The organism is Micromonospora humidisoli (assembly GCF_016900955.1).
Taxonomy (GTDB): Bacteria; Actinomycetota; Actinomycetes; order Mycobacteriales; family Micromonosporaceae; genus Micromonospora; species Micromonospora wenchangensis.
In genome coordinates this window covers 364747-384687 of the sequence record NZ_JAFEUO010000007.1, presented here as the reverse complement: position 1 = coordinate 384687, position 19941 = coordinate 364747, and the positions used below count along the sequence as shown (strand labels likewise).

General features: G+C 73.8%; 19 protein-coding genes. 9 read left to right on the top strand and 10 right to left on the bottom strand.

Annotated elements, in window-relative coordinates; translation table 11 throughout:
* Positions 1-328 precede the first annotated feature (328 nt).
* The 3 genes from JQN84_RS32620 to JQN84_RS25450 all read left to right on the top strand — a co-directional run bounded on the left by JQN84_RS32620 (position 329) and on the right by JQN84_RS25450 (position 2014).
* Complete coding sequence (locus tag JQN84_RS32620) at positions 329-709, top strand: CBS domain-containing protein (RefSeq protein ID WP_372446013.1); 381 nt, start codon at positions 329-331, stop codon at positions 707-709.
* Positions 706-1320, top strand: a complete 615-nt coding sequence (locus JQN84_RS25455) for a methyltransferase domain-containing protein (protein WP_204961079.1) — start codon at positions 706-708, stop codon at positions 1318-1320. Before JQN84_RS32620 ends, JQN84_RS25455 begins: the two co-directional genes overlap by 4 nt.
* Before the next feature lie 88 nt (positions 1321-1408).
* Positions 1409-2014, top strand: coding sequence for a class I SAM-dependent methyltransferase (locus JQN84_RS25450; protein ID WP_204961078.1), 606 nt, complete (start codon positions 1409-1411; stop codon positions 2012-2014).
* A gap of 39 nt (positions 2015-2053) precedes the next feature.
* On the opposite strand, the gene eccB is transcribed toward JQN84_RS25450, so the two are convergent.
* Positions 2054-3436 (bottom strand): type VII secretion protein EccB, encoded by a 1383-nt coding sequence (eccB, locus tag JQN84_RS25445; RefSeq protein ID WP_204961077.1) that lies wholly within the window; start codon positions 3434-3436, stop codon positions 2054-2056.
* 170 nt (positions 3437-3606) lie between these two features.
* On the opposite strand from eccB, the gene JQN84_RS25440 reads away from it, so the two are divergent.
* Together JQN84_RS25440 and JQN84_RS25435 are read left to right on the top strand one after the other, a co-directional pair.
* Positions 3607-4335: a polyamine aminopropyltransferase gene (locus JQN84_RS25440; RefSeq protein WP_204961076.1), complete on the top strand. Its 729-nt coding sequence runs from the start codon at positions 3607-3609 to the stop codon at positions 4333-4335.
* A 79-nt stretch (positions 4336-4414) separates the two neighbouring features.
* Positions 4415-4594: a hypothetical protein gene (locus JQN84_RS25435; protein WP_204961075.1), complete on the top strand. Its 180-nt coding sequence runs from the start codon at positions 4415-4417 to the stop codon at positions 4592-4594.
* Between the two features lie 44 nt (positions 4595-4638).
* On the opposite strand, the gene JQN84_RS25430 is transcribed toward JQN84_RS25435, so the two are convergent.
* Positions 4639-4959 carry a DMT family transporter gene (locus JQN84_RS25430; protein ID WP_204961074.1) on the bottom strand — a complete coding sequence of 107 codons (321 nt, stop codon included), beginning with the start codon at positions 4957-4959 and terminating at the stop codon, positions 4639-4641.
* A gap of 281 nt (positions 4960-5240) precedes the next feature.
* Between JQN84_RS25430 and JQN84_RS25425 the strand changes: the two genes are divergently transcribed.
* On the top strand, positions 5241-6257 hold the full coding sequence (locus JQN84_RS25425; RefSeq protein ID WP_204961073.1) for a hypothetical protein: 1017 nt from the start codon (positions 5241-5243) through the stop codon (positions 6255-6257).
* Positions 6258-6285: 28 nt separating this feature from the next.
* On the opposite strand, the gene JQN84_RS25420 is transcribed toward JQN84_RS25425, so the two are convergent.
* The gene (locus JQN84_RS25420; protein ID WP_204961072.1) at positions 6286-7431 is read right to left on the bottom strand and encodes a fatty acid desaturase family protein; all 1146 of its coding nucleotides are present in this window, start codon (positions 7429-7431) and stop codon (positions 6286-6288) included.
* A gap of 13 nt (positions 7432-7444) precedes the next feature.
* On the bottom strand, positions 7445-8536 hold the full coding sequence (locus JQN84_RS25415) for a ferredoxin reductase (protein WP_204961071.1): 1092 nt from the start codon (positions 8534-8536) through the stop codon (positions 7445-7447).
* 83 nt (positions 8537-8619) lie between these two features.
* Between JQN84_RS25415 and JQN84_RS25410 the strand changes: the two genes are divergently transcribed.
* The 3 genes from JQN84_RS25410 (at position 8620) to JQN84_RS25400 (ending at position 15210) form a co-directional block, all read left to right on the top strand.
* Positions 8620-9861, top strand: coding sequence for a PucR family transcriptional regulator (locus JQN84_RS25410; RefSeq protein WP_204961070.1), 1242 nt, complete (start codon positions 8620-8622; stop codon positions 9859-9861).
* 181 nt (positions 9862-10042) lie between these two features.
* Positions 10043-10402 carry an effector-associated constant component EACC1 gene (locus tag JQN84_RS25405; protein WP_204961069.1) on the top strand — a complete coding sequence of 120 codons (360 nt, stop codon included), beginning with the start codon at positions 10043-10045 and terminating at the stop codon, positions 10400-10402.
* Positions 10399-15210 (top strand): caspase family protein, encoded by a 4812-nt coding sequence (locus JQN84_RS25400; protein ID WP_204961068.1) that lies wholly within the window; start codon positions 10399-10401, stop codon positions 15208-15210. Before JQN84_RS25405 ends, JQN84_RS25400 begins: the two co-directional genes overlap by 4 nt.
* 25 nt (positions 15211-15235) lie before the next feature.
* Here the strand turns inward: JQN84_RS25400 and JQN84_RS25395 are convergent, their stop codons facing one another.
* The 6 genes from JQN84_RS25395 to JQN84_RS25370 all read right to left on the bottom strand — a co-directional run bounded on the left by JQN84_RS25395 (position 15236) and on the right by JQN84_RS25370 (position 19830).
* Entirely contained in the window at positions 15236-16120 is an 885-nt protein-coding gene (locus tag JQN84_RS25395) for a sulfite exporter TauE/SafE family protein (RefSeq protein ID WP_204961067.1), read from the bottom strand.
* Positions 16117-16716 carry a rhodanese-like domain-containing protein gene (locus tag JQN84_RS25390; protein ID WP_204961066.1) on the bottom strand — a complete coding sequence of 200 codons (600 nt, stop codon included), beginning with the start codon at positions 16714-16716 and terminating at the stop codon, positions 16117-16119. Before JQN84_RS25390 ends, JQN84_RS25395 begins: the two co-directional genes overlap by 4 nt.
* Positions 16717-16754: 38 nt before the next feature.
* A complete protein-coding gene (locus JQN84_RS25385; RefSeq protein ID WP_204961065.1) occupies positions 16755-18155 on the bottom strand; it encodes an MBL fold metallo-hydrolase in 1401 nt (466 codons plus the stop codon).
* A 126-nt stretch (positions 18156-18281) separates the two neighbouring features.
* Positions 18282-18551 (bottom strand): metal-sensitive transcriptional regulator, encoded by a 270-nt coding sequence (locus tag JQN84_RS25380; RefSeq protein WP_204926517.1) that lies wholly within the window; start codon positions 18549-18551, stop codon positions 18282-18284.
* Between the two features lie 112 nt (positions 18552-18663).
* Positions 18664-18933: a GlsB/YeaQ/YmgE family stress response membrane protein gene (locus JQN84_RS25375; protein WP_204961064.1), complete on the bottom strand. Its 270-nt coding sequence runs from the start codon at positions 18931-18933 to the stop codon at positions 18664-18666.
* Between the two features lie 102 nt (positions 18934-19035).
* On the bottom strand, positions 19036-19830 hold the full coding sequence (locus JQN84_RS25370) for a dienelactone hydrolase family protein (protein WP_204961063.1): 795 nt from the start codon (positions 19828-19830) through the stop codon (positions 19036-19038).
* Positions 19831-19941: the final 111 nt, after the last annotated feature.

The following is a 19941-nucleotide window of genomic DNA, read 5'->3' as shown; positions in this document are numbered from 1 at the left end:
TGTGATCATGATCCCCCCCAGGACTTCACAATGGAAGCAGAATAGGGCGACATCCGGCCGAGGAAAGATCATCGATCGGAGTCGGACCGAAGGGCCCACCAGGCCCTGAAGATCGGACGGCGAAAATCGGCCGATCATCCCCCTAGCGCGAAAAGGAGTTTCAGCTTAAGTGTCCAACGACAAGTGATTTTGCGGCGAAAGAGCTTGCAAACCGGCTATTTTCCATCTTGGACGGCGCCTTAACGCCAGGTCAGGCGGGTTGCCGCAGCCGCCGGCCCACGCCATCCTAGGGTCGGCCGACCACCCGGGACCTCCGGCCCGTCAGGACGTGACGGCGGTCGACGCGCGCACGGTGGACGAGGGCACCGGCTACCGGACGGTGGTGGACCTGCTCACCGCCCGGCACGTCACGGCGGCGCCGGTGGTCGACGACACCCGACGGGTGCCCGGCGTGGTCTCCCAGGCCGACCTGCCGACCCGGGGCCGGGGTCACGCCGGCGGGGCACCCGTCCCGCACCCAGGGTCGACCCTGCAACACCCTGCGTCACCAGGGCCGACCCGCCACCCGTGGGGGCTGACGATGGCCGCCCGGGTCCGTAGCATCTGTCGGGTGTCCGCGTCGGCGCGGACACCCGACGGCCGGCGGCGTGCCCTCCGCACGCGCGCCGGGTGGCGACGTTTCCGCGACGGGCAGAGAGGCCGGCGATGAGTCGAGCAGAGCAGGACACCGCGGCGGGCACCGAGGGTGAGGACTACACCCAGCGGCTGCAACGCCTCGGTGGCGCACGCTGGAAGCAGGTGCTCGACGTGCAGGCGCCGTACCGGTGGAACCTCCAGCGGCTCGACCTGGGCCGCACCCTCGACGTCGGCTGCGGCCTCGGCCGCAACCTGGCCAACCTGGGCGAGGGCGCGGTCGGGGTGGACCACAACCCCACCTCGGTGGCGCACGCACGGGCCGCCGGACTGGAGGCGTACACGATCGAGGAGTTCCACCAGTCCCCGCACGCCCGGCCCGGTGCCTTCGACGCGCTGCTCGCCGCCCACCTGCTGGAGCACCTGCCCGCCGACGCGGCCCTGGAGGTCATCTCCAGCTACCTGCCGTTCCTGCGTTCCGGCGGCACGGCGGTCTTCATCACCCCGCAGGAGCGGGGTTACGCCAGCGACGCGACCCATGTCCGGTTCGTCGGGTTCGACGAGGCCGCGCAGGCCGCCCGGGATCTCGGCATGACGGTGGTCAAGCAGTACTCCTTCCCGTTCCCCCGGTCGATGGGCAAGGTCTTCACCTACAACGAGTTCGTCACGGTGGCCCAGCTGCCCTGAGCCCCGCCGTGACCGGCCCGCCTCCCCCGGCACGGTGGGCGGTGCCGTGCCGCCCCGGCACGCCGGGCCGGCCGGTTACCGTGGCGGCATGACCAACCCGACCCGGTGGGCGACCGAGACCGGCCCCGAACACTCCCAGTGGTACATCGACCGGTTCCGCCGGCTCGCCGCCGAGGGGGCCGACCTGGCCGGGGAGGCCCGCCTGGTCGACGCGGTGGTGGCCCCCGGCTCCCGCATCCTCGACGCCGGCTGCGGCACCGGACGTGTCGGTGCCGCGCTCGCCGCGCGGGGGCACCAGGTGGTCGGGGTCGACGCCGATCCCGCCCTGGTCGAGGCGGCCCGCACCGACCATCCCGGGCCCCGCTGGCTGGTCGCCGACCTCGCCACGCTGGATCTCGCCGCCGACGGCGAGGCCGAGCCGTTCGACGCCGCCGTGGTGGCCGGCAACGTGATGGCCTTCGTCGCTGCCGGCACCGAACCCGCCGTGCTGACCCGGATCGCCGCCCACCTGCGCCCGGACGGGGCGGTGCTGGTCGGGTTCGGCCTCGACCGGGGCTACCGGCTCGACCACTTCGACAGCGACCTGGCCGCCGCCGGCCTGCGGCTCGAACAGCGCTTCGCCACCTGGGACCTGCGCCCCTGGCGCGACGACGCGGACTTCGCCGTCAGCCTGCTGCGCCGCCCCACCGGCTGACCCCCGCGCACCGCCCCGGGCGCGGGCCGGGCCGGGTGGTCAGGACGGGGCAGCCGCCGCCCGGGCGGCGGCCGGGTCGAGGGTGCTGCCGGCGGGAACGAGGCTGACCAGGCCGGCCGGGAGCCGGACCGGGGTGACCCCCCGGTAGCCGAGCATGCCGAGCACCCCCTCGTCGGCGAGCACGTAGCGGCGGCCCAGGTCGGTGACCACCGACACCGCCCCGCCGTCGGCGCCCGGCGCGGCCACCGACTCCACGACCGCACCGCGTCCCGGCTCGACCAGCACCTGGTCGGCGCGCACCCCGCCCGGGGTGTCGGTGCTGCGGGCGGCGGTGAGATCCGGCACGGTCGCGTCGACCCGCACCTCACCGACCGTGCCGTCGTCGCCGATCCGGGCACAGAGCACGCCGCCGTCGACCCCGGCCAGGCGGGGCGGGGCCGGTGGCGGCGCGGTCGGCCCGGTCGGCACCAGATCGGGCAGCTTGGGCGACGCGGCGAACCGGCCCAGGCTGATCGGGGCCGGCTCGTCCTGGCCGGTGCGGGCCATCAGCAGGGCCGCCTGGAGTTCGGTGATCCCGGCCAGGCCCGCGCGCCCGGCGACCGCGTACTGCCGACCGCCGCCGGAGTTGCGGACCAGGTAGACGTCCCCGACCGTGGCGTCGGTGACCCCGGACGAGGGCTCGCCGAGCCCGGCCAGCGACGGCGGGGCCAGGTCGACGCCCGCCGGCAGGGCGTTGAGCAGCGCCGGGGCGGCGGGAACCGCGCGTTCCCTGGTGGTCGCCAGCGCGGCGAGCACCCGGGCGGTGTCGCGCAGCAGGTGCCGACGCTGGTGCCAGATCAGGTGCAGCCCGCCGTCGGGGTGCCGGACCAGCACCGCCTCCTCGGTGAGCCGCCGCCCGCCGGTCGGCTCCCGGCCGATCAGCAGCGCCGAGCGGGGTACGGCCCGCGCCGCCTCGGCCGACACCCGCGAGCAGACCGTCCACGGCGCGGTGGACAGCCGCCCGGCGGCCGGCAGCGAGTCCGGGGCGTCGGCGATGCCCAACGGCAGCCCGCGCGGCACCCCCTCGATGGAGCGGCGGGACACCAGCACCGTACGGGACCGGTCCGCGCCGACGATCAGCAGCGCGGAGGCGTAGTTGAGCACCGGGTGCAGCCGGCCGTCACGGTAGACGAACCGAGCCCCGGACTCCTTCTCGACGATCACCGCACCGGCGTCGCGCCAGCTCGACCCGCCCCCCACGAACAGGCCGTAGAGCGCGCAGCCACCCAGCCCGATCGCCGCCACCAGGACGCTGGCCAGCCCGGCACCGGCCAGCCGGCGAAACGGTGACCGCGCCGGGTCGGTCTCCCGCATGACCAGGGCGGCGACGGCCCGCTGCACGGTGAACTGGTAGGAGTGGAGCTGGTCCTGCCGCGACGGCATGGCGTCCCTTCCGCGAGTCCTCGGCGGACAGGATATGCGCTGCGTCGATGTCCCGTGGACCCTGCGTGGTGACCGGCGACGTCCGCCCGGCCGCGTCGCCGCGCGCCGGTGCCGCGCCGAACCGGTCACCCGGTAGCATCCCGGCACGACGACGGTGGAGGGACGACCGGGTGGGCGTGCGATTCGAGGAACTGGCCTGGCGGGAGACCCCGATCGGCGCGATCAGCCTGCGCCGGCGGCGGGAACCCGCGCTCGACGTCGACGTCTACGAGGTGAAGCTCGACGACGAGTATCTGATGTCCAGTCTCTTCCCGGTCGCCGAGATCGAACTGGCCCGGCTGGGGCTGGCCCCGTTGGGCGACGGGCCGCTCGACGTGGTGGTCGGTGGTCTCGGCCTCGGCTACACCGCCCGTACCGCGCTGGAGGACGCCCGGGTACGCACGGTGCTGGTGGTGGAGACGATCGAGGACGTCATCGACTGGCACCGCCGGCAGTTGCTGCCCTTCGCCGCCGGTCTCGCCCCGGACCCACGGACCCGGTTCGTCCGGGCCGACTTCTTCGCCGCGGTCGCCGACGGCAGCGGTTTCGACCCGGACCAGCCGGGCCGCCGGTTCCACGCGGTGCTGCTCGACGTCGACCACTCCCCGCGCAACGTGCTGCACCCCAGCCACGCCGCCTTCTACACCGCCGACGGGCTGCGCCGGCTGGCCGACCTGCTGCTGCCCGAGGGGGTGTTCGCGCTCTGGTCGGACGACCCGCCGGACGACGCGTTCGGCCGGGTCCTGGCCGAGGTGTTCACCACCTGGCAGGCGCACGTCGTCCCGTTCGCCAACCCGCTGACCGGCGGGAAGTCCGCCAACACCGTCTACGTCGCCCACCGGCGGCCCGACCCGCGCTGACCCCGCTCCCGGTGGCTGCGGGGCATACGGCGGCCCGGAACGGGAAGGCTGCCCGGTCAGCGAGTCACGGGAGGTGGACATGCGGGCCATGCTCTGGGTCGTCGGTGTCGTCGGCGGCGCGCTCATCCTGCTCGGGCTGCTGCTGGAGGCGGTCCGTTGGCTGGCCATCATCGGCCTCGTCGCGCTGCTGGTGGTGATCGTGCTGGCGTTCGTGCGGGGACGGCAGGTGGTGCACCGGCACTCCGCGGGCCGCCGCTAGCCCACGTGCCACAGCCGGCCGACCCCGCACCGGGGGCGGCCGGCTCAGTGCGCCCCACCCAGGTTGAGCACGACCACTCCCCCGATGATCAGTCCCACCCCGATCACCTTCGTCAGGCTCAGCGGCTCACCGAGGAAGGCCGCGCCGACGGCGACGATCGCGGCGGTGCCGAGCCCGGACCACATCGCGTACGCCACCCCGACCGGGATGTCCCGGACCGCCAGCGCGAGCATCCCGAAGGCCAGCAGGTAGGCCACGGCCAGCCCGACCGTGGGCCAGAGCCGGGTGAACCCCTGCGTCGCCTTGAGCAGGCTGGTGCCGGCCACCTCGGCACCGATCGCGATCAGCAGGAACAGGTAGGCCATCGCATTTCCTCCGCTGCTTCACCCCCGCGGTCCCGCACCGCCGCGACGCCGGGCAGGGTCCGACGCGGGACGGACCGGCGGGCCGGTCGCGTATCGGACACCGCGCAACCTGACCTCGGTTTCGACCGTAATACAGGCAACACAGGCGTCCGGTCCGCCCGGTCGACACAGCGGGACGGGCCGGTACGCCGGACCACCCCGCACCGGTCGCGCCCCGCCGCGACCGACGTGGCGGGGCCGGGCGGGTGCCGGGACCACCACCACGTCCGAAGGGATCCGCCATGATCGGTCAACGAGTGTTCGCCGGGGCCGCGGTCGGCCTGCTCACCGCGGCGCTGGCCCTGCCCGGGTCGGCCGCGGCCGGGCCACGCCGGGACAGCATCGGGTACTGCGCGTTGCGTCCGTTGCCACTGCCGGCGGGGCTGACGCACGGCGAGGCCCAGGCGGTGGACCCGACCGGCCGGTTCGTCGCCGGCATCGGCACCCGGATCACCGACGGGGTGTGGGAGCAACTCCTGCTGATCTGGCAGGGCAACCGGGTCACCGCCGTGGACACCCCGCTGGCCGGAGAGGTCACCGGGATCAACCCGGCCGGCGTGGTGATCGGCAACGGGGCCATGTCCGCGACGTACCGCCCCTGGCGTTACCAGGACGGCCAGCTCACCGAACTACCCGTCCCGGGGACCGTCTCGAACGTCTGGGCCGAGGGGATCAACGCCCGCGGCGACATCGTGGGACGCGGCTCGGTGGACGCCGCCGAGACCCAGGTCCCGCTGCGGTGGCCGGCGGACCGGCCGGGCACGGTCGAGACGGTCGCGCCGCTGACCGACGCGGTCGCCAACGCGGTCCTGGACGACGGCAGCGTCGTGGGCACCTCGGTCGGACCGGACGGCCCGCCGAGCTACGCGGGCTGGGTACGTCGCCCCGACGGCAGCATCCGCTGGCTCAGCGTGCCCGGCAAACCCCGCGCCTGGGCGTCCGTGGGTCGGGGTGACTGGGCCGCCGGTGGGGTGGACGACACCCCGGAGGAGGGGGACGGGACCCCCCAGCGGTGGAACCTGCGCACCGGGGCGGCGACACCGGTCCATCCGGCGGTGGGGTGGCGGATCTACGGCGTGACGGCAAGCGGTGTGGTGCTCGGCGAGTCGGCGGTGGGGCACGGTGACCGGGTGACGCCGCTGCCCGGGGCGGGCAACACCATCCGCTTCGTCCGGGCGGGCGCAATCGCGGACAACGGCACGGTGGTCGGCTGGACCGTCGGTGACCGGCTCACCCCGGTGCGCTGGACCGGCTGCTGACGGGCCACCCAGCGGGCCGCCTGCGGGGTCAGACCCCGGAGGTGGCGAGCACCCGGGCCGGGGGTTCGTCGGTGGCCGGCGGGGCGGTCTCCCGGTTGGGCAGGGAGAGCCGGATGACCTTCCACCAGGCGGAGGCGACCTGCTTGGGCAGCGGGCCCGTGGTGTAGGTCAGCCCGTACCTGTCGAACAGTGCCCGCACCTGCGGGGCGATCTCCTGGTAGCGCTTGCTGGGCAGGTCGGGGAAGAGGTGGTGCTCGATCTGGAAGGACAGGTTGCCGGTCATGATGTGCATCAGCCGGCTGCCGCTGATGTTGGCCGAGCCGAGCATCTGCCGCAGGTACCACTCGCCCCGGGTCTCCCCCTCGATCGAGGTCTTGGAGAACGTCTCGACCCCGTTGGGGAAGTGGCCGCACATGATCACCGAGTGGCTCCAGAGGTTGCGGAGCAGGTTCGCGGTGAAGGTGGCGGCCAGGGTGGTCAGGAAGGACGGACCGGACAGCAGCGGGTGGATGACGTAGTCCTTGAGCACCTGGCGGCGGATCTTGCGGCCGACCGCGCGCAGCCGGGCCCGGAACTCGGGGGTCTTGTGCCGGCCCTTGCGCAGGTTACGACCCAGCTCCAGGTCGTACGCGGCGATGCCGTACTCGAAGAAACAGGCGTTGACGAAGTTCCACAGCGGCTGGCCGAGGTGCATCGGGTACCACTTCTGGTCCTCGTCGACGCGCATGATGCCGTACCCGAGGTCGTTGTCCTTGCCCAGCACGTTGGTGTACGTGTGGTGCAGCTGGTTGTGCGAGTGCTTCCACTGGTCGGCCGGGGAGACGTGGTCCCACTCCCAGGTGGTGGAGTGGATCTTCGGATCGCGCATGAAGTCGTACTGGCCGTGCAGGATGTTGTGGCCGATCTCCATGTTCTCCAGGATCTTGGCCACCGTCAGGCCGGCGGTGCCGACCACCCAGGCCGGCGGGAAGAGCGAGAAGAGCAGCACCGCGCGGCTGCCCATCTCCAGGGTCCGCTGCGTCTTGATCACCTTGCGGATGTAGGCCGCGTCGCTCGCGCCGCGCTCGGCGAGCACCCGGTCCCGGATGGCGTCGAGTTCCTTGCCGAGCGTCTCGATGTCCTCGGCGCTCAGGTGGGCGATCGGGTTGACGGGCTTGTGCTGGATGACGGTCACGTCCGGCCTCCGGTCAGAGATCGATGTCGCAGGAGCCGGCCGCCGCCGACACGCAGGTCTGGATGAGCACGCCGTCACCGGGGACGGCGGTGGTGAGTTCCCCGGTCCGCAGGTCCCGCACCGCCCCCTGGCGCAGCGGCAGGACGCAGCCGTAGCAGATCCCCATCCGACAGCCGGACGGCATCAGCGCGCCGGCGGCCTCACCGGCGTCGAGGATCGGGGTGCCGCCGCCCGCGGCGAGGGTGAGGCCGGTGCGGGTGAAGGTGACGGTGCCGCCCTCGCCGGGCGCGATCACCGTCGGCCGGAACCGTTCGGTGTGCAGCCGGTCGGCGACGCCGGCCGCCGCCCAGTGCTCCTGCACCGCGTCGAGCATCCCGACCGGGCCACACGCCCAGGTCTCCCGGTCGAGGTAATCGGGGACCAGGGTGGCCAGCTCGTCGACGCCGAGCAGACCGTGCCGGTCGGTGTGCCGCTCGACCAGGCGGATACCGCCCTGCCCGGCCAGCGCCCGCAGCCGCGGGCCGAACACGACGTCGTCGGGGGTCGGCGCGGAGTGCACCACGACCACGTCGGCGCGGGTGTGCACACCGGCGCGGAGCATGCCCATCACCGGGGTGATGCCGCTGCCGGCGGTGAGGAACAGCACCCGGGCGGGAACCGGGTCGGGCAGGACGAAGTCACCGAGTGCCTGGTCGAGCTGGACGACGGTGCCGACCGGGGTCCGCCGGACCAGGTGGTTGCTGACCCGGCCGTCGGGGATGGCCTTGACGGTGACGCTGATCAGGCGGTCGGGGCGGTCGGGGGCGGAGGTCAGCGAGTAGGCCCGCCACTGGCGTACCCCGTCGACGTCGACGCCGAGGCGGACGTACTGGCCGGGGGTGTGGCCGCGCCAGTTGCGGCCGGGCCGGATGGTGAGGGTCGCCGCGTCGGGGGTCTCGGGCTCGACGGCGACGATCCGCCCGCGCAGGGCGGCCCCGGCGCGCAGCGGCGCGACCAGGTCGAGGTAGTCCTCCGGCAGCAGCGGGGTGGTGACCGTCTCGGCCAACCGCAGGAGCCGGTCCCGGACGGTGGTCTTCGCCGGGCGGTGCGGGACGGTGGTGGTCATGAACCCAGGGTCCTCGCACTTCCGCATAACATCTTGACCAGGGAAGGTGAATCGGACGCGATAACTTGTTCGAAGGGAACAACATGTCGGAAACGGAGGCGGCCGGCCACCCCGGCGGACGGCTGGAACTCGACGCGCCGGTGGCCGCCCGGTTACGCGGCCGGTTGCCGATGGTCGCCGCGCACACCGTGACCACCATCACCGCCGAGGTCCCCGCCTACTCCGGCACCCTCACCGGCCAGATGCGCGAGAAGATCGAGAATGCGGTACGCATCGCGTTGGGCACGTTCCTCCAGCTCATCGAGCGGGCCGGCACCGCGGCCGACCCGAGCACCCCGCTGAACCGGGCGCTGGAGGCCGCGTACGCGCTGGGCGCCGGGGAGGCGCGGGCGGGGCGCAGCATGGACGCGCTGCTGGCCGCGTACCGGGTGGGGGCCCGGGTGGCCTGGCGCGAGGTCTCCACCACCACCGTACGCAGCGGGCTGTCCGCCGAGACGGTCGCCGAGTTCGCCGAGCTGATGTTCGCCTACATCGACGAACTCTCCGCCGCCAGCGTCGCCGGCCACTCCGACGAGCTGGCCAACGTCGGCCGGGCCCGGCGGCGCGACCTGGACCGGCTCACCCAGCAACTGCTGACCGGCGAGCCGGAGGAGGTGCTGCGGCGCAGCGCCGAACGGGCCGAGTGGCCACCGCCGCAGACCCTGACCGTGGTGGTGCTGCCCCGCAGCAGCCTGCGCGGGGTGCTCGCGGTGCTCCCGACGCACACCCTGGAGAGCGGTGAGGAACTGCCCGGGGCGCAGTGGGCCGAGGAGGGGGCGCTGCTGCTCGTACCGGACATGCACGGTGGGCGGCGGCGGCAGCTCGCCACGGCGCTGCACGGGCACCGCGCGGTGCTCGGCCCGGCCCGGCCGTGGGTGGCGGTGGCCCGGTCGTACCAGCGGGTGCTGAAGGCGCTCGCCCTCGGCCTGCCGTCACCGGCGGACGCCGCCGCGTGGGACACCGAGCAGCACCTGGCCCGGCTGGTGCTGCACACCGACCCGGAGGCGCTGGCCGACCTGCGCGCCCAGGTGCTCGCACCGCTGGCCACGCTGCCGGCGGCGACCGCCGCGCGGCTGGCCGAGACGATGCGGTCCTGGCTGCTGCACCAGGGCCGGCGCGACGACGTCGCCGCCGACCTGTTCGTGCACCCGCAGACGGTCCGGTACCGGATGGGCCGGCTGCGCGAGCTGTACGGCGACCGGCTCAACGAGCCCGGCACGGTGCTCGACCTGACCGTGGCGCTGGCGTTCCCACCCACCGACGACACCGTGCCCGCCGGCTCCTGAGCCGGCACTCCGTCACCACCGACGCCTCCCCCACATCGGACGGTCCACCGGCCGCGCAATTCCCACCGGACTCGGTCGTGGCGGTGGTCCGACATGGACGGTCGGCGGGACTGTGTCGACAGGACGACAGGAGAGCGTCCCGCGGCTGACACCGCGTGACGGCATGGGCCATGATGACGGCATGCGTCTGATCTTCTCGGTCTCGGACTCCGACGAGTCGCCGGTGCACGACCTTCGCGACGAGTTGGTGGCCGACCCGGAGCTGCGCGACGCCCGGGTCCGGCTGATCCACCGCGCACCCGAGCCGGGCACCCTCGGGGCCGCCGAGGTGCTGGAGTTCATCGGCCAGGACGTGCTGCTGCCCGTGGTGATCCAGGCGGTGTACGACTGGTACCAGGCCCGGCGCGGCGCCCGGCGCGGCGGCGACACCACCGTCACGGTGACCCTCACCGACAGCCCGGACGGCACCCGGGAGGTGAAGATCGAGGCCAGCGGCTCGGCCGAGGACGTCGTCGCGGTGCTCAAGCAGGGCCTGCGGTGACCGCTGCGCACCAACCACGGTTCGATCCGGCCCAGTCCCGTGCCGTCCTGCTGGGGGTCAGCTCCTACGCCCATCTGGGGCTGACCGTCCCGGCCGCCGGGGACAACCTCACGGCCCTGGCCGAGGCGTTCGCCGATCCCGCCGTCTGGGGGCTGCCGAAGCGGCGGATCGCCGTGGTGCCCGACCCCACGGCCGACGACCTGGCCGGGTACGTCGAGGACGCGGCCCGGCTCGTCGGCCGCGACGGCGTGCTGGTGGTCTACTTCGCCGGTCACGCCGTCCTGGCGGGCCGGTCGCTACGGCTCCTTCCCCACGAGGCTGCGGACACCTCCGGCAAGGAGTTCCCGGTGGAGAGTTTCGTGGCGGCGGCCAGGGGCACCGACGCCCAGCGGTGCCTGCTGATCCTCGACTGCTGCCACGCGGGCAACGCCAGCCTGGTCCTGCCGTCGGAGGCGCTGCACCTCGACGAGGACCGTGGCTGGCAGCTGATGGCGGCCGTCCGCAGTGGGCCGGCGCTCGACGCCGGCCCGGACGAGCTGCACACCCCGTTCACCCGGGCCCTGCTGGAGGTCTTCGGGCGCGGCCGGGCGGACGCGCCCGAGTGGCTGAGCCCGACGGAGGTGCTGCGGGAGGCCGGGGAACTCCTGGCCGGCGAAGGCTTTCCGCCGCCGGCCCGCAGCCCGGTCGAGTTCGACCGGGGCTGGGTGCGTAACCCCGCGTGGCGTCCGCCGCAGCGGCGTGCGGTGCCGTTCCCCCGCCGGCCCGCCGGCTCCCCCACCGACCACGGCGAGCGGGCCGGCTTCGAGAGCGCCTGGCCGGACCGGCAGCTGCCGTTCGCCGGCCGGGTCCCGGAACTGGTCCGGGGCGGGGCCAGCCTGCGCCTGCCACAGGGGGCGGTGCTGCCGGTCGTCGGGCCCCGGCACGCCGGCAAGCGGTACTTCGTCGACGAGGTGCTGGCCCGCTTCGCCGAGGAGGCCGGGCAGCTCGACGAGGTGGCACTGCTGCGGCTGGACATCCCCAACAGCAGCGCGCCCGAGCCGGTGCTCGGGGCGCTCGCCCGGGAACTCGACGTCACCATCGACGACGTCACCGACTACGGCATGGACTACGCCGAGGCGGTCCGGACGACCCTGGTCGAGGAGTTGCAGCGGCAGCTGCACCGCCGACGGCTGATCCTGTTCGTCGAGGGTTCCCGGTTGGGCACCCGGCCGGGGGCGGTCCGGGCGCAGCTCGACCGGCTGCTGGAGCTGTCCGTGTTCGACCGGGCGCTGGTCATCATCGCCACCCGGGCGGAGGTCCACGTCAGCGGCGACAACCGGTTGCGCTACCTGCCGGTGATCCAGCTGCGGGAACTCAGTGAGGACGAGGCCACCGCACTGGTCGACCAGGTGCTCGCCGACCCGCTGTACGGCGGCGGCCTGACCATCGCCGGCCTCGCCGAGGGTCGGCTCTGGACGGAGCTGGACGACAAGCTGGTCCGGCTGCCCGGGGTGCTGCACAACGGCATCGACGAACTCGCCAACGACGTGCTGAACAAGCGCATCGAGCAGCCGGGCGTCGAACACCTCATCGACGCGCTGCTGCGCCGTTCTGCCGCCACGGTCGGTGCCGGCCTGCGCGACGTGGACTGCTTCGCGCTGTGGACCGGCGTCGACGGCAAGCGGGGCCGGCCCGGTGCGCTGGCCGTGCTGACCGCCTGGGCGATCACCGACGGGCTGTGGATGTCCGCCGAACTGCTCGAAACGATGGGCTGCGGGCTCACCCCGCAGGCCACCCACCATCTGGTCGAGGCGCGCATCCTCACCCAGCAGGAGCACGACGGCGTCCTCTGGCACGACCTGGGGCGGTCGGCCCGGCACGCGCTGAGCAACGCGTTGACCGCCACCCTGCGCGGCAGCGGCGGCGACAACGTCTACGGGCGGGCACTCGTCGACGGTGCCGAACTCACCCCCGACCAGCTCGACGAGCCGGTGGCCGAGGCGATGTTCGCACTGGTCATGGCGATGCTGCGGCAACGGCAACGCCACCCGGACAACTCCGACCGGCACGTCCTGAAGGGCGTCGACCGGGCGATCGGCTGCCTCGACGAGGCGGTGGTGGCCGGATACCCCCGGCTGCGGGAGACGCTGACCAAGCTCGCCGCCGCGCACTCAGGCGACGCGGCGTTCAGCCCGGTGCTGCTGGAGGCCACGGCCGTCGCGGCAACCGACGGGCCGGTCACCAACCCGACCGACGCCGTCGCGCCGCCGGTCGAGGTGGACGTCCCCGCCGCCCGGCCGGTCCGGGCCAGCGGCTACCCGGTGGTCGCCGGTGCCGCCCGGCTCAACCAGGCGATGCGGGCCACCGGGCAGAGCCAGCAGGTGCGCGAGGCGTTCGTGGCCGCCGCCGACGCGGTGGCGGAGGCGATCGGGCAGGCCGACCGGGACGCGCTGTCGCACCGGCTGCTGAAGTCGATCGACACCGCGCTGTTCATCGGTGGCCGCCGGTTGCGGGCGGGGACGAGCCTGCTGCCGGCCCGGGAGCAGGCCGCGCCGGTGCTGGCCGACTGCGCCCGGGTGGCCGGCGGCAACCGCCCGGATCTGATCACCGTGGCGATCTCCTGGCTGCTGAACACCGTCGACCTCCAGCTCACCTCGGGCCGGGTGCCGGCCGCGCGGGCCGCGCTGGGCACCGCGTTCGAGCTGTTCGGGCTGATGCCCGAGCCGGTCACCCTGCGGGACCGGTTCGCGGTGTTGCAGATGCGCCACCGGCTGCTGTGCGGTCGCGCCCGGGGGGAGCGCACCCTGGCGGAACGGGTGGCGACGCTGACCGAGGCGACGGCGGCGGTCAGCGAGGGGTTGGCCCTGTCCGGGTCGGACAGCGACCGGGGACTGTGGAGCATGCGGCTGTGCGGCGTGGCGACGCTGCTCGTCGCCGAACAGCCCACCTTCGCCGACCAGGAGGCGACGGGCCGGCGGGTGGTCGAGGAGCTGACGACGGCCTGGGGTTCGCCGGCCCGCTGGCCCGGCGACACCCGGATGTACGTGTGGCGGCTGCTGCACGCCGTGCACCGCAGCGACCCGGACGTGGTCAGCCAGCTGGAGGCCGCCCGACGGACGATGGCCCTGGTGCTGACCGACGGCGAGTTCCCGCTGTTCCCCGGGATCGAGGCGGAGGTGCACCTGTTCGTCGCGCACTGCCTGCGTCGCAACAACAGGTTCGCCGAGGCGACGACCGAGGCCGAGGTCGCGCTGGAGTGCGCGAAGCGGGCCCACGAGGACCGGCCGAGCGCCCGGTCGCTGCTGCGGGAGCTGCGTATCCAGCGGGAGCTGGGCGGCTGGCGGGCCGAGATCGACGCGTCCCCGCGCGGCGGTGACGCCCCCCGGACCCGACCCCGCGACCAGAAACTGCTGCGCCGGATCAAGGAGGTGCAGAACTGGCTGGCCGAACAGGAGCACACCACCTGGCACCACGCGGTGCTCGACCTGTGGTGCCACCGGGCCCGGTGGAGCAGCGAGGGTAACCTGCTGGCCGCGGCCACCCCGGAGGGCGTGGAGCGCCTGGAGCGCAGGAAGCGGCTGCGGCCGGAGGATCTGGTCGACATCCGCCGGGTCTACCGGCTCCGCCGGGACAAGCTCGACGGGCACCTGCGCCGGTTCAGCCACTCGATCGAGCTGCTCCAGATGGAGGTGGGACTGGAGCGGCAGTACCGGCGCTGGCTGGGGGTGGGCGAGCAGCAGCCTGACGAGCAGGGGGTGCACCGGCGTAACGACGTCGACAACAGCACGGTCTGGGAGCTGATCCGGGCCGCCGAGCAGCGCTGGCCGGACCATCCGGGGGTGCTGGAGGTCCGGGCGGAGTTCCACCGCTACATCTGGGAGTACCGGCAGGCGATCGAGACGTACCGGCGGCTGATCGTGACCGCGTCGGACGGTCGGGGACGGTTGCGGTACGGGCTGGCCATGGTCGAGGCCATCGTCGGGTACGCCCACTTCGGTTGGCCGCGTAACGATCCCGACCCGCGTCCGCTGCTGCTGGAGGCGGGCGACCTGCTCGCCGCCGAGGAGCGGGAGGGTCCGCTGCTGGAGCAGTTGGTGATCCTGCGGACCCGGGTCGACCTGGAACTGAACCGGGAGATCGCCTGGAGCGACGTCGAGAACGTCGCCACCGAGATCATGAGCAACGGCGGCTACACCGAGGGTGTCGCGCGGATGCTCAACCGGCGGCGCAGCGGCGACGCCGTGGTCACCAGCCTGGCCGACCGGGGGGTGTGGCGGATCGCCGAGGGCAGCGAGTTCGCCGACCAGCTCAGCCGGGTCTTCGACCCCACGCCCCGGGTGCGTCCGCCGGCCGACCGGGAGGTCACCGACGAGTCCCACTCGACGATCGCCGACCTCCTCCGGGAGAACTTCACCGAGGTGCAGCTCCTGCGCGGTCTCGGTGCGGTCTACCTGCGGATGGCGGAGCTGCGGCGGGACCCCGAGAAGGCGGTGAAGGCGTTCCACTTCTTCGACGGGTGCCGGGTGTTCCAGCAGGTCCACCTGGCCGGTCGGGTCACCCCGGTCACCATGTTCCTGATGGCCCGCGCGATCCTGCTGGCCGCCGAGCTGACCTCCGCGGCCGATCCGATCGCCGAGCCGTGCCCGTGGGAGGGCCACAGCTGGCTGGAGTACGCCGAACGGCTGCTCCAGGCGAGCAAGGACCAGTCGGTGGGCGAGTTCGGCAAGCAGTGCAGCCACTTCCGCAAGGAGACCAGCAAACTGCTGCGTACCGTCCAGGCCCGGCAGGGCATGGAGAAGTTGGCCAACCTGCGTCGCCGCCCCCGGTGACCGCGCCGCAGGCCCGGCCGGGTGGTCAGTCGGCGGGGCGGGGCGCTGCCCGACCGGCCCCGGACGGGGCACGTCGGGCACAGGCCAGCGCGGCGAGCGCCGCGCCGGCCGCGAGGCCGGCCAGGCCGGTCCACAGCGCCGGGTCGGCCCGAACCTCGCCGGGTAGTTGCCGGACCAGCACGAAACCACCCATCACCAGCACGAACCAGCCGAACGACCGACCCAGGACCTCGGCCGGCACCCGGCCGGTGAGCCGCCCGCCGAGCAGGCTGCCGAGCACGGCGGCGGCCGTGACGGCAAGCGCCAGCGGCCAGTGGATGTCGACGGTCCAGAGGTAGCCGGCGAGACCCGCGAACGACTTCATCGCGATCACCACCAGCGAGGTGCCGATGGCGACCGGCACCGGCAGGCCGCCCAGCAGCGCCAGCGCGGGCACCACCAGGAACCCGCCGCCGGCCCCGACGAGTCCGGTGGCCAGCCCGACCACCGCCCCGTCGGCGAGCACCCGGGCCAGAGGCAGCCCGTGCGGCCCGGTCCCCCCGGCGACCCGTCGGCCGCGGATCATGGCGACGGCGGTGGCCAGCATCAGCACCGCGAATCCGGTGAGCAGGAGCGTCGGCGGGAGGTGGCCGGCCAGCCGCCCACCGGCGTACGCCCCGGCCATGCCGGCGAGGCCGAACACCAACCCGGTACGCCAGCGGACCCGGTGTGCCCGGGCGTGCGGCAGCACCCCGACGAGGCTGGTGACGCCGACGACGAGCAGCGAGGTGGCGATCGCCTCCCGTACCGGCAGGTCGGCGACGTAGACCAGCAGCGGCACGGCCAGGATGGAACCGCCGCCGCCGAGCAGGCCGAGGCTGACCCCGATCAGCACGGCCAGCCCGACGGTCAACGGCAGGGTGGCGCTCACCCCTGCCGTCCGGTGTCACCGCGTAGCTGGGCGACGACACCGTCCAGGTCGCATCCGACGCCCCGGTTGTAGGGCAGCCGGCCCAGCAGCATGCCCATGGCGCAGGTGTCGGTGAGGGCGGCGACGGTGAGCCCGCCGCCGATCAGCGCGGCGACCCACTTCAGTCCCGGCACCAGCACCGAGCCGAGGACGCTGACCAGCACGATCGACCCGGCGACGAGGCGTACCTGCCGTTCCAGGTCCCAGCGGGGGGTGCCCCGTCGTACGGGTGCCGCGGTCTTCTCCCAGGCGAGCATGCCGCCGTCGAGGACCCGCAGGTGCGGCAGGCCGGCGGTGGCGAGCGCCCGGCCGGCCTGGTTGGCCCGTGCGCCGGAGCGGCAGATCAGCACCACCTCCTCGTCGAGGTGTCGCCGCAGCTCGTCGCGGTGTTCGCGGAGCAGGTCGAGCGGGACGTTGTAGGCGCCGGGGATGTGTGCGGTCGCGAACTCGGCCGGGGTGCGGACGTCCAGCAGCCGGGGTGCCCGGCCGGCGTCGACCAGGGCACGCAGGGTGTCGGCGTCGACGGTGGCCGTGCGGGTGGGGTCGGTACGGTCCATCTCTCCTCGTTTCGGGTCCGCCGCGGCGGGTGGGGATGTCAGGCGGGGGTGGTGAGGGTGAGGCCGGCGGGCGCGGCCCGGTCGAACCGGTCGTCGACGACGACCACCGTCCGGCCGGCGTTGGCCAGCAGGGACGCGGCGGCGCTGGCCCGGTAGCCGGAGCCGCAGTGCACCCAGATCACCCCGGTGGGGATGTCGGCGAGCCGGGCCCGCAGGTCGGGCAGGGGGACGTGCACGGCGTCGGTGAGGTGCCCGGCCGTCCACTCGTTGGTCATCCGCACGTCGAGGACGACCTGCGGGGCGGGCAGTCCGGCGGGCGGGTTCCCGGCGCGGGCGGCGGCCAGGGCCGCGAAGTCGGCGGTGGGCTGCTCGCGGAGCTGGCCGGGGTCGGCGGCCCACCGTTCGGGGCCGCCGGTGGCCTGGGCGGCGGGCCGGTCGATGCCGATGCGGGCCAGTTCCCGCTGGGCCTCGGCGATCTGTTCCGGGGTCTCGGCGAGCAGGGTGAGCGGGGCGCCCCAGTCGATCAGCCAGCCGAGCCAGGTGGACATCGGCCCGTCGAGGCCGAGGCTGACCGTGCCGGCGAGGTGCGCGGCGGCGTACGCCTTGCGGTGCCGCAGGTCGACCACCCACTGCCCGGCGGCGATCCGTTCGCGCAGTTGACCGGCGTCGGCGCGGGTGACCGGGGTGAGGTCGATCGGCGTCGGGCCGGCGGCGTTGGTGGACCCCATGTGCGCGTAGTACGCGGGGTAGGCGTCCAGGCCGGCGAGGATGTCGGTGACGAAGTCGTCGGCGGCGAGCCGGAGCACCGGGTTGACCTGCCGCTCCCGGCCGATGGTGGAGTCGGGGGCGTCGGACTGGGTGGCGGAGCAGAAGCTGCCGAAGCCGTGGGTGGGCCAGACCTGGGTGCCGTCGGGCAGCAGGTCGGCCAGCCGCCGGGCGGAGGCGTGCTGGTGGTGGGCGAGTTCGTGGGCGTGCTGCTGGCCGAGCAGGTCGGTGCGGCCGGTGGTGCCGAAGAGCAGGGAGCCGCCGGTGAAGACACCGACCGGCTGCCAGCCGCCGTCGGTGGCGGCGTCCAGGACGTAGGACAGGTGGTGGAAGGTGTGGCCGGGGGTGGCGACCACCCGTAGCCGCAGGGTGTCCGACACGGGCACCTCGTCGCCGTCGTCGACCGGGGTGCGGGGGAAGTCGACCTGGTCGGCGGCGGCCACCAGGTAGTCGGCGCCGGTGAGCCGGGCGAGTTCCCGGCCGCCGGAGACGTAGTCGTTGTGCAGGTGGGTCTCCACCACGTGGGTGATCCGGACGTCGTGCTGGCCGGCCAGGCGCAGGACGCGGTCGACGTCGCGCTGCGGGTCGACCACGACCGCGACCCGGCCGTCGGAGGCCAGGTAGCTGCGGTCGCCGAGGGAGGACGTGCTGAGCACCGTCACCTCAACAGTCATGACAAACCTCTCTTTCTGCTTATACCCCAGGGGGTATTTAACGGACAGACGGGTGTTCGTGTTCCGAGGTACGGAGTACCCGCCCGGAGCGCGCTCAGGCGGGCCGGGCGGGACGCCGTTCGCGGGTCAGGCCAGCGCCAGGAAGAGCTTCTCCAGCTCGGCCTCGGTCATCTCGGGGGTCTCGCCGCGCCCGCGCGCCGCGTCGCAGTGCCGCATCCCGGAGGCGATGATCTTGAAGCCGGCCCGGTCGATGGCCTTGGAGACCGCCGCCAGCTGGGTCAACGCCTCCCGGCAGTCCTCGCCGTTCTCCATCATCTCGATCACGGCGTTGAGCTGACCCCGGGCCCGCTTGAGCCGGGTCAGCGCGTCGCCGGTCATCTCCGGTCGCAGTTTCACAGTGCACCTCCTGCCGCCAACATACCCCCGGGGGTACCTGGACCGCCACCCGGCGCAACGGCCGCGTCGGCCCGCCCCGGGGAGAGGGCGGGCCGACGCGAGGGGGTGCGGGTCAGTGCCGACGTCGGCCGTACGTGCCGGCGAGAACAGCCACGCCGACGGCCGCGAAGGCCACCTGGAGGAACAGCTCGATCCAGTCGATGCCCGGGGTGTCGTCCACCCCGAACGCGCCGGCGAGCAGGGTACCGAGGATCGCCGCCACCACGCCGATGGCCAGGGTGAGCAGGATCGAGATCTTCTGCTTCCCGGGCACCACGAGGCGACCCAGGGCACCGATGATCAGACCGATGATGATGGCGGTGAAGAAGCCCTGTACTTCCACGTGTGTCGTCCCTCCACGAGTCGCTGTCGACCTGGACTCTGCCCCCGGCGGGCGGGCGGTGAAACCACGGCGGGACGCTGCGGGCCGAATGTCACGCGACTGTCATACGCTCGCATGGGGACCGTCATCCGACCGCCGCGCCGACCCCCGGAAGGTCCGATCCAGCAGGTCGAACAACGCCGTCCAGTGGCGCTCGGCGGCCCCCTCGTCGTACATCGCGGTGTCGGCCATCGTGAAGCCGTGCGGGGCACCGACGTACACCTCGGAGCGGTAGGCGACCCCGGCGGCGTCGAGCGCCGCCTCCAACGTCGCGATCTGGTCGGCGGTCATCGAGTCGTCCCGGTCGGCGTGGGCGAAGTACAGCTCACCGGTGACCGCGCCGACGCCCCGGTGCGGGCTGTCCGGCTCGTCGGTGACGACCCGTCCGGCGTGGAAGCTGGCCAGCGCCGCGATCCGGTCCGGGTGCGCCTCGATCGCGCGCAGCGCGTTGGTGCCACCCATGCAGTACCCGACGATCGCCGCCGGCCCGTCCGCGACGTCGTCACGGGCGGCGAGGAAGTCCAGATAGGCCCCGGCGTCCCGGGCCACCAGCTCCGGGGTGAGCGCCATGATCAGCGGCACGATCCGGCCGAACAACTCGCCGCGCCGCTGCGGGTCGGCCAGGTCGGCGAGGTCGACGCGCGGCATCGGGCCGGTGCGGTGGAACAGGTTCGGCACCAGCACCAGGTAACCCCGCGCGGCGATCCGCTCGGCCATCTCGGCGAGCCGGGGACGCAGCCCGAAGGCGTCCATGAAGAACAGCACCGCCGGGAACGGCCCGTCCCCGTCCGGCCGGGCCAGGTACGCCTCCGCCGCGCCGTCGCTGGTCGGAACCTCCACCGTCGTCGTGCCCGCCATGGTGTCTCCTCACCCGGGTGCCGGCGCACCCACCGCGGGAACGCTACCCGCTGCCGCGGCCACCGGCGGACCGTGACCCGGCCACCCCACCGGGCCGCCGCCCCGCTCCCG

What these genes read in the sequence shown, in the direction of transcription:
- JQN84_RS25415 (WP_204961071.1), bottom strand. Translation starts at nt 8,536, where the DNA reads ATGACCACCACCGTCCCGCACCGCCCGGCGAAGACCACCGTCCGGGAC.
- JQN84_RS25385 (WP_204961065.1), bottom strand. Translation starts at nt 18,155, where the DNA reads ATGACTGTTGAGGTGACGGTGCTCAGCACGTCCTCCCTCGGCGACCGC.
- JQN84_RS25430 (WP_204961074.1), bottom strand. Translation starts at nt 4,959, where the DNA reads ATGGCCTACCTGTTCCTGCTGATCGCGATCGGTGCCGAGGTGGCCGGC.
- JQN84_RS25450 (WP_204961078.1), top strand. Translation starts at nt 1,409, where the DNA reads ATGACCAACCCGACCCGGTGGGCGACCGAGACCGGCCCCGAACACTCC.
- JQN84_RS25405 (WP_204961069.1), top strand. Translation starts at nt 10,043, where the DNA reads ATGCGTCTGATCTTCTCGGTCTCGGACTCCGACGAGTCGCCGGTGCAC.
- JQN84_RS25410 (WP_204961070.1), top strand. Translation starts at nt 8,620, where the DNA reads ATGTCGGAAACGGAGGCGGCCGGCCACCCCGGCGGACGGCTGGAACTC.
- JQN84_RS25390 (WP_204961066.1), bottom strand. Translation starts at nt 16,716, where the DNA reads ATGGACCGTACCGACCCCACCCGCACGGCCACCGTCGACGCCGACACC.
- JQN84_RS25435 (WP_204961075.1), top strand. Translation starts at nt 4,415, where the DNA reads ATGCGGGCCATGCTCTGGGTCGTCGGTGTCGTCGGCGGCGCGCTCATC.
- JQN84_RS25370 (WP_204961063.1), bottom strand. Translation starts at nt 19,830, where the DNA reads ATGGCGGGCACGACGACGGTGGAGGTTCCGACCAGCGACGGCGCGGCG.
- eccB (WP_204961077.1), bottom strand. Translation starts at nt 3,436, where the DNA reads ATGCCGTCGCGGCAGGACCAGCTCCACTCCTACCAGTTCACCGTGCAG.
- JQN84_RS25455 (WP_204961079.1), top strand. Translation starts at nt 706, where the DNA reads ATGAGTCGAGCAGAGCAGGACACCGCGGCGGGCACCGAGGGTGAGGAC.
- JQN84_RS25425 (WP_204961073.1), top strand. Translation starts at nt 5,241, where the DNA reads ATGATCGGTCAACGAGTGTTCGCCGGGGCCGCGGTCGGCCTGCTCACC.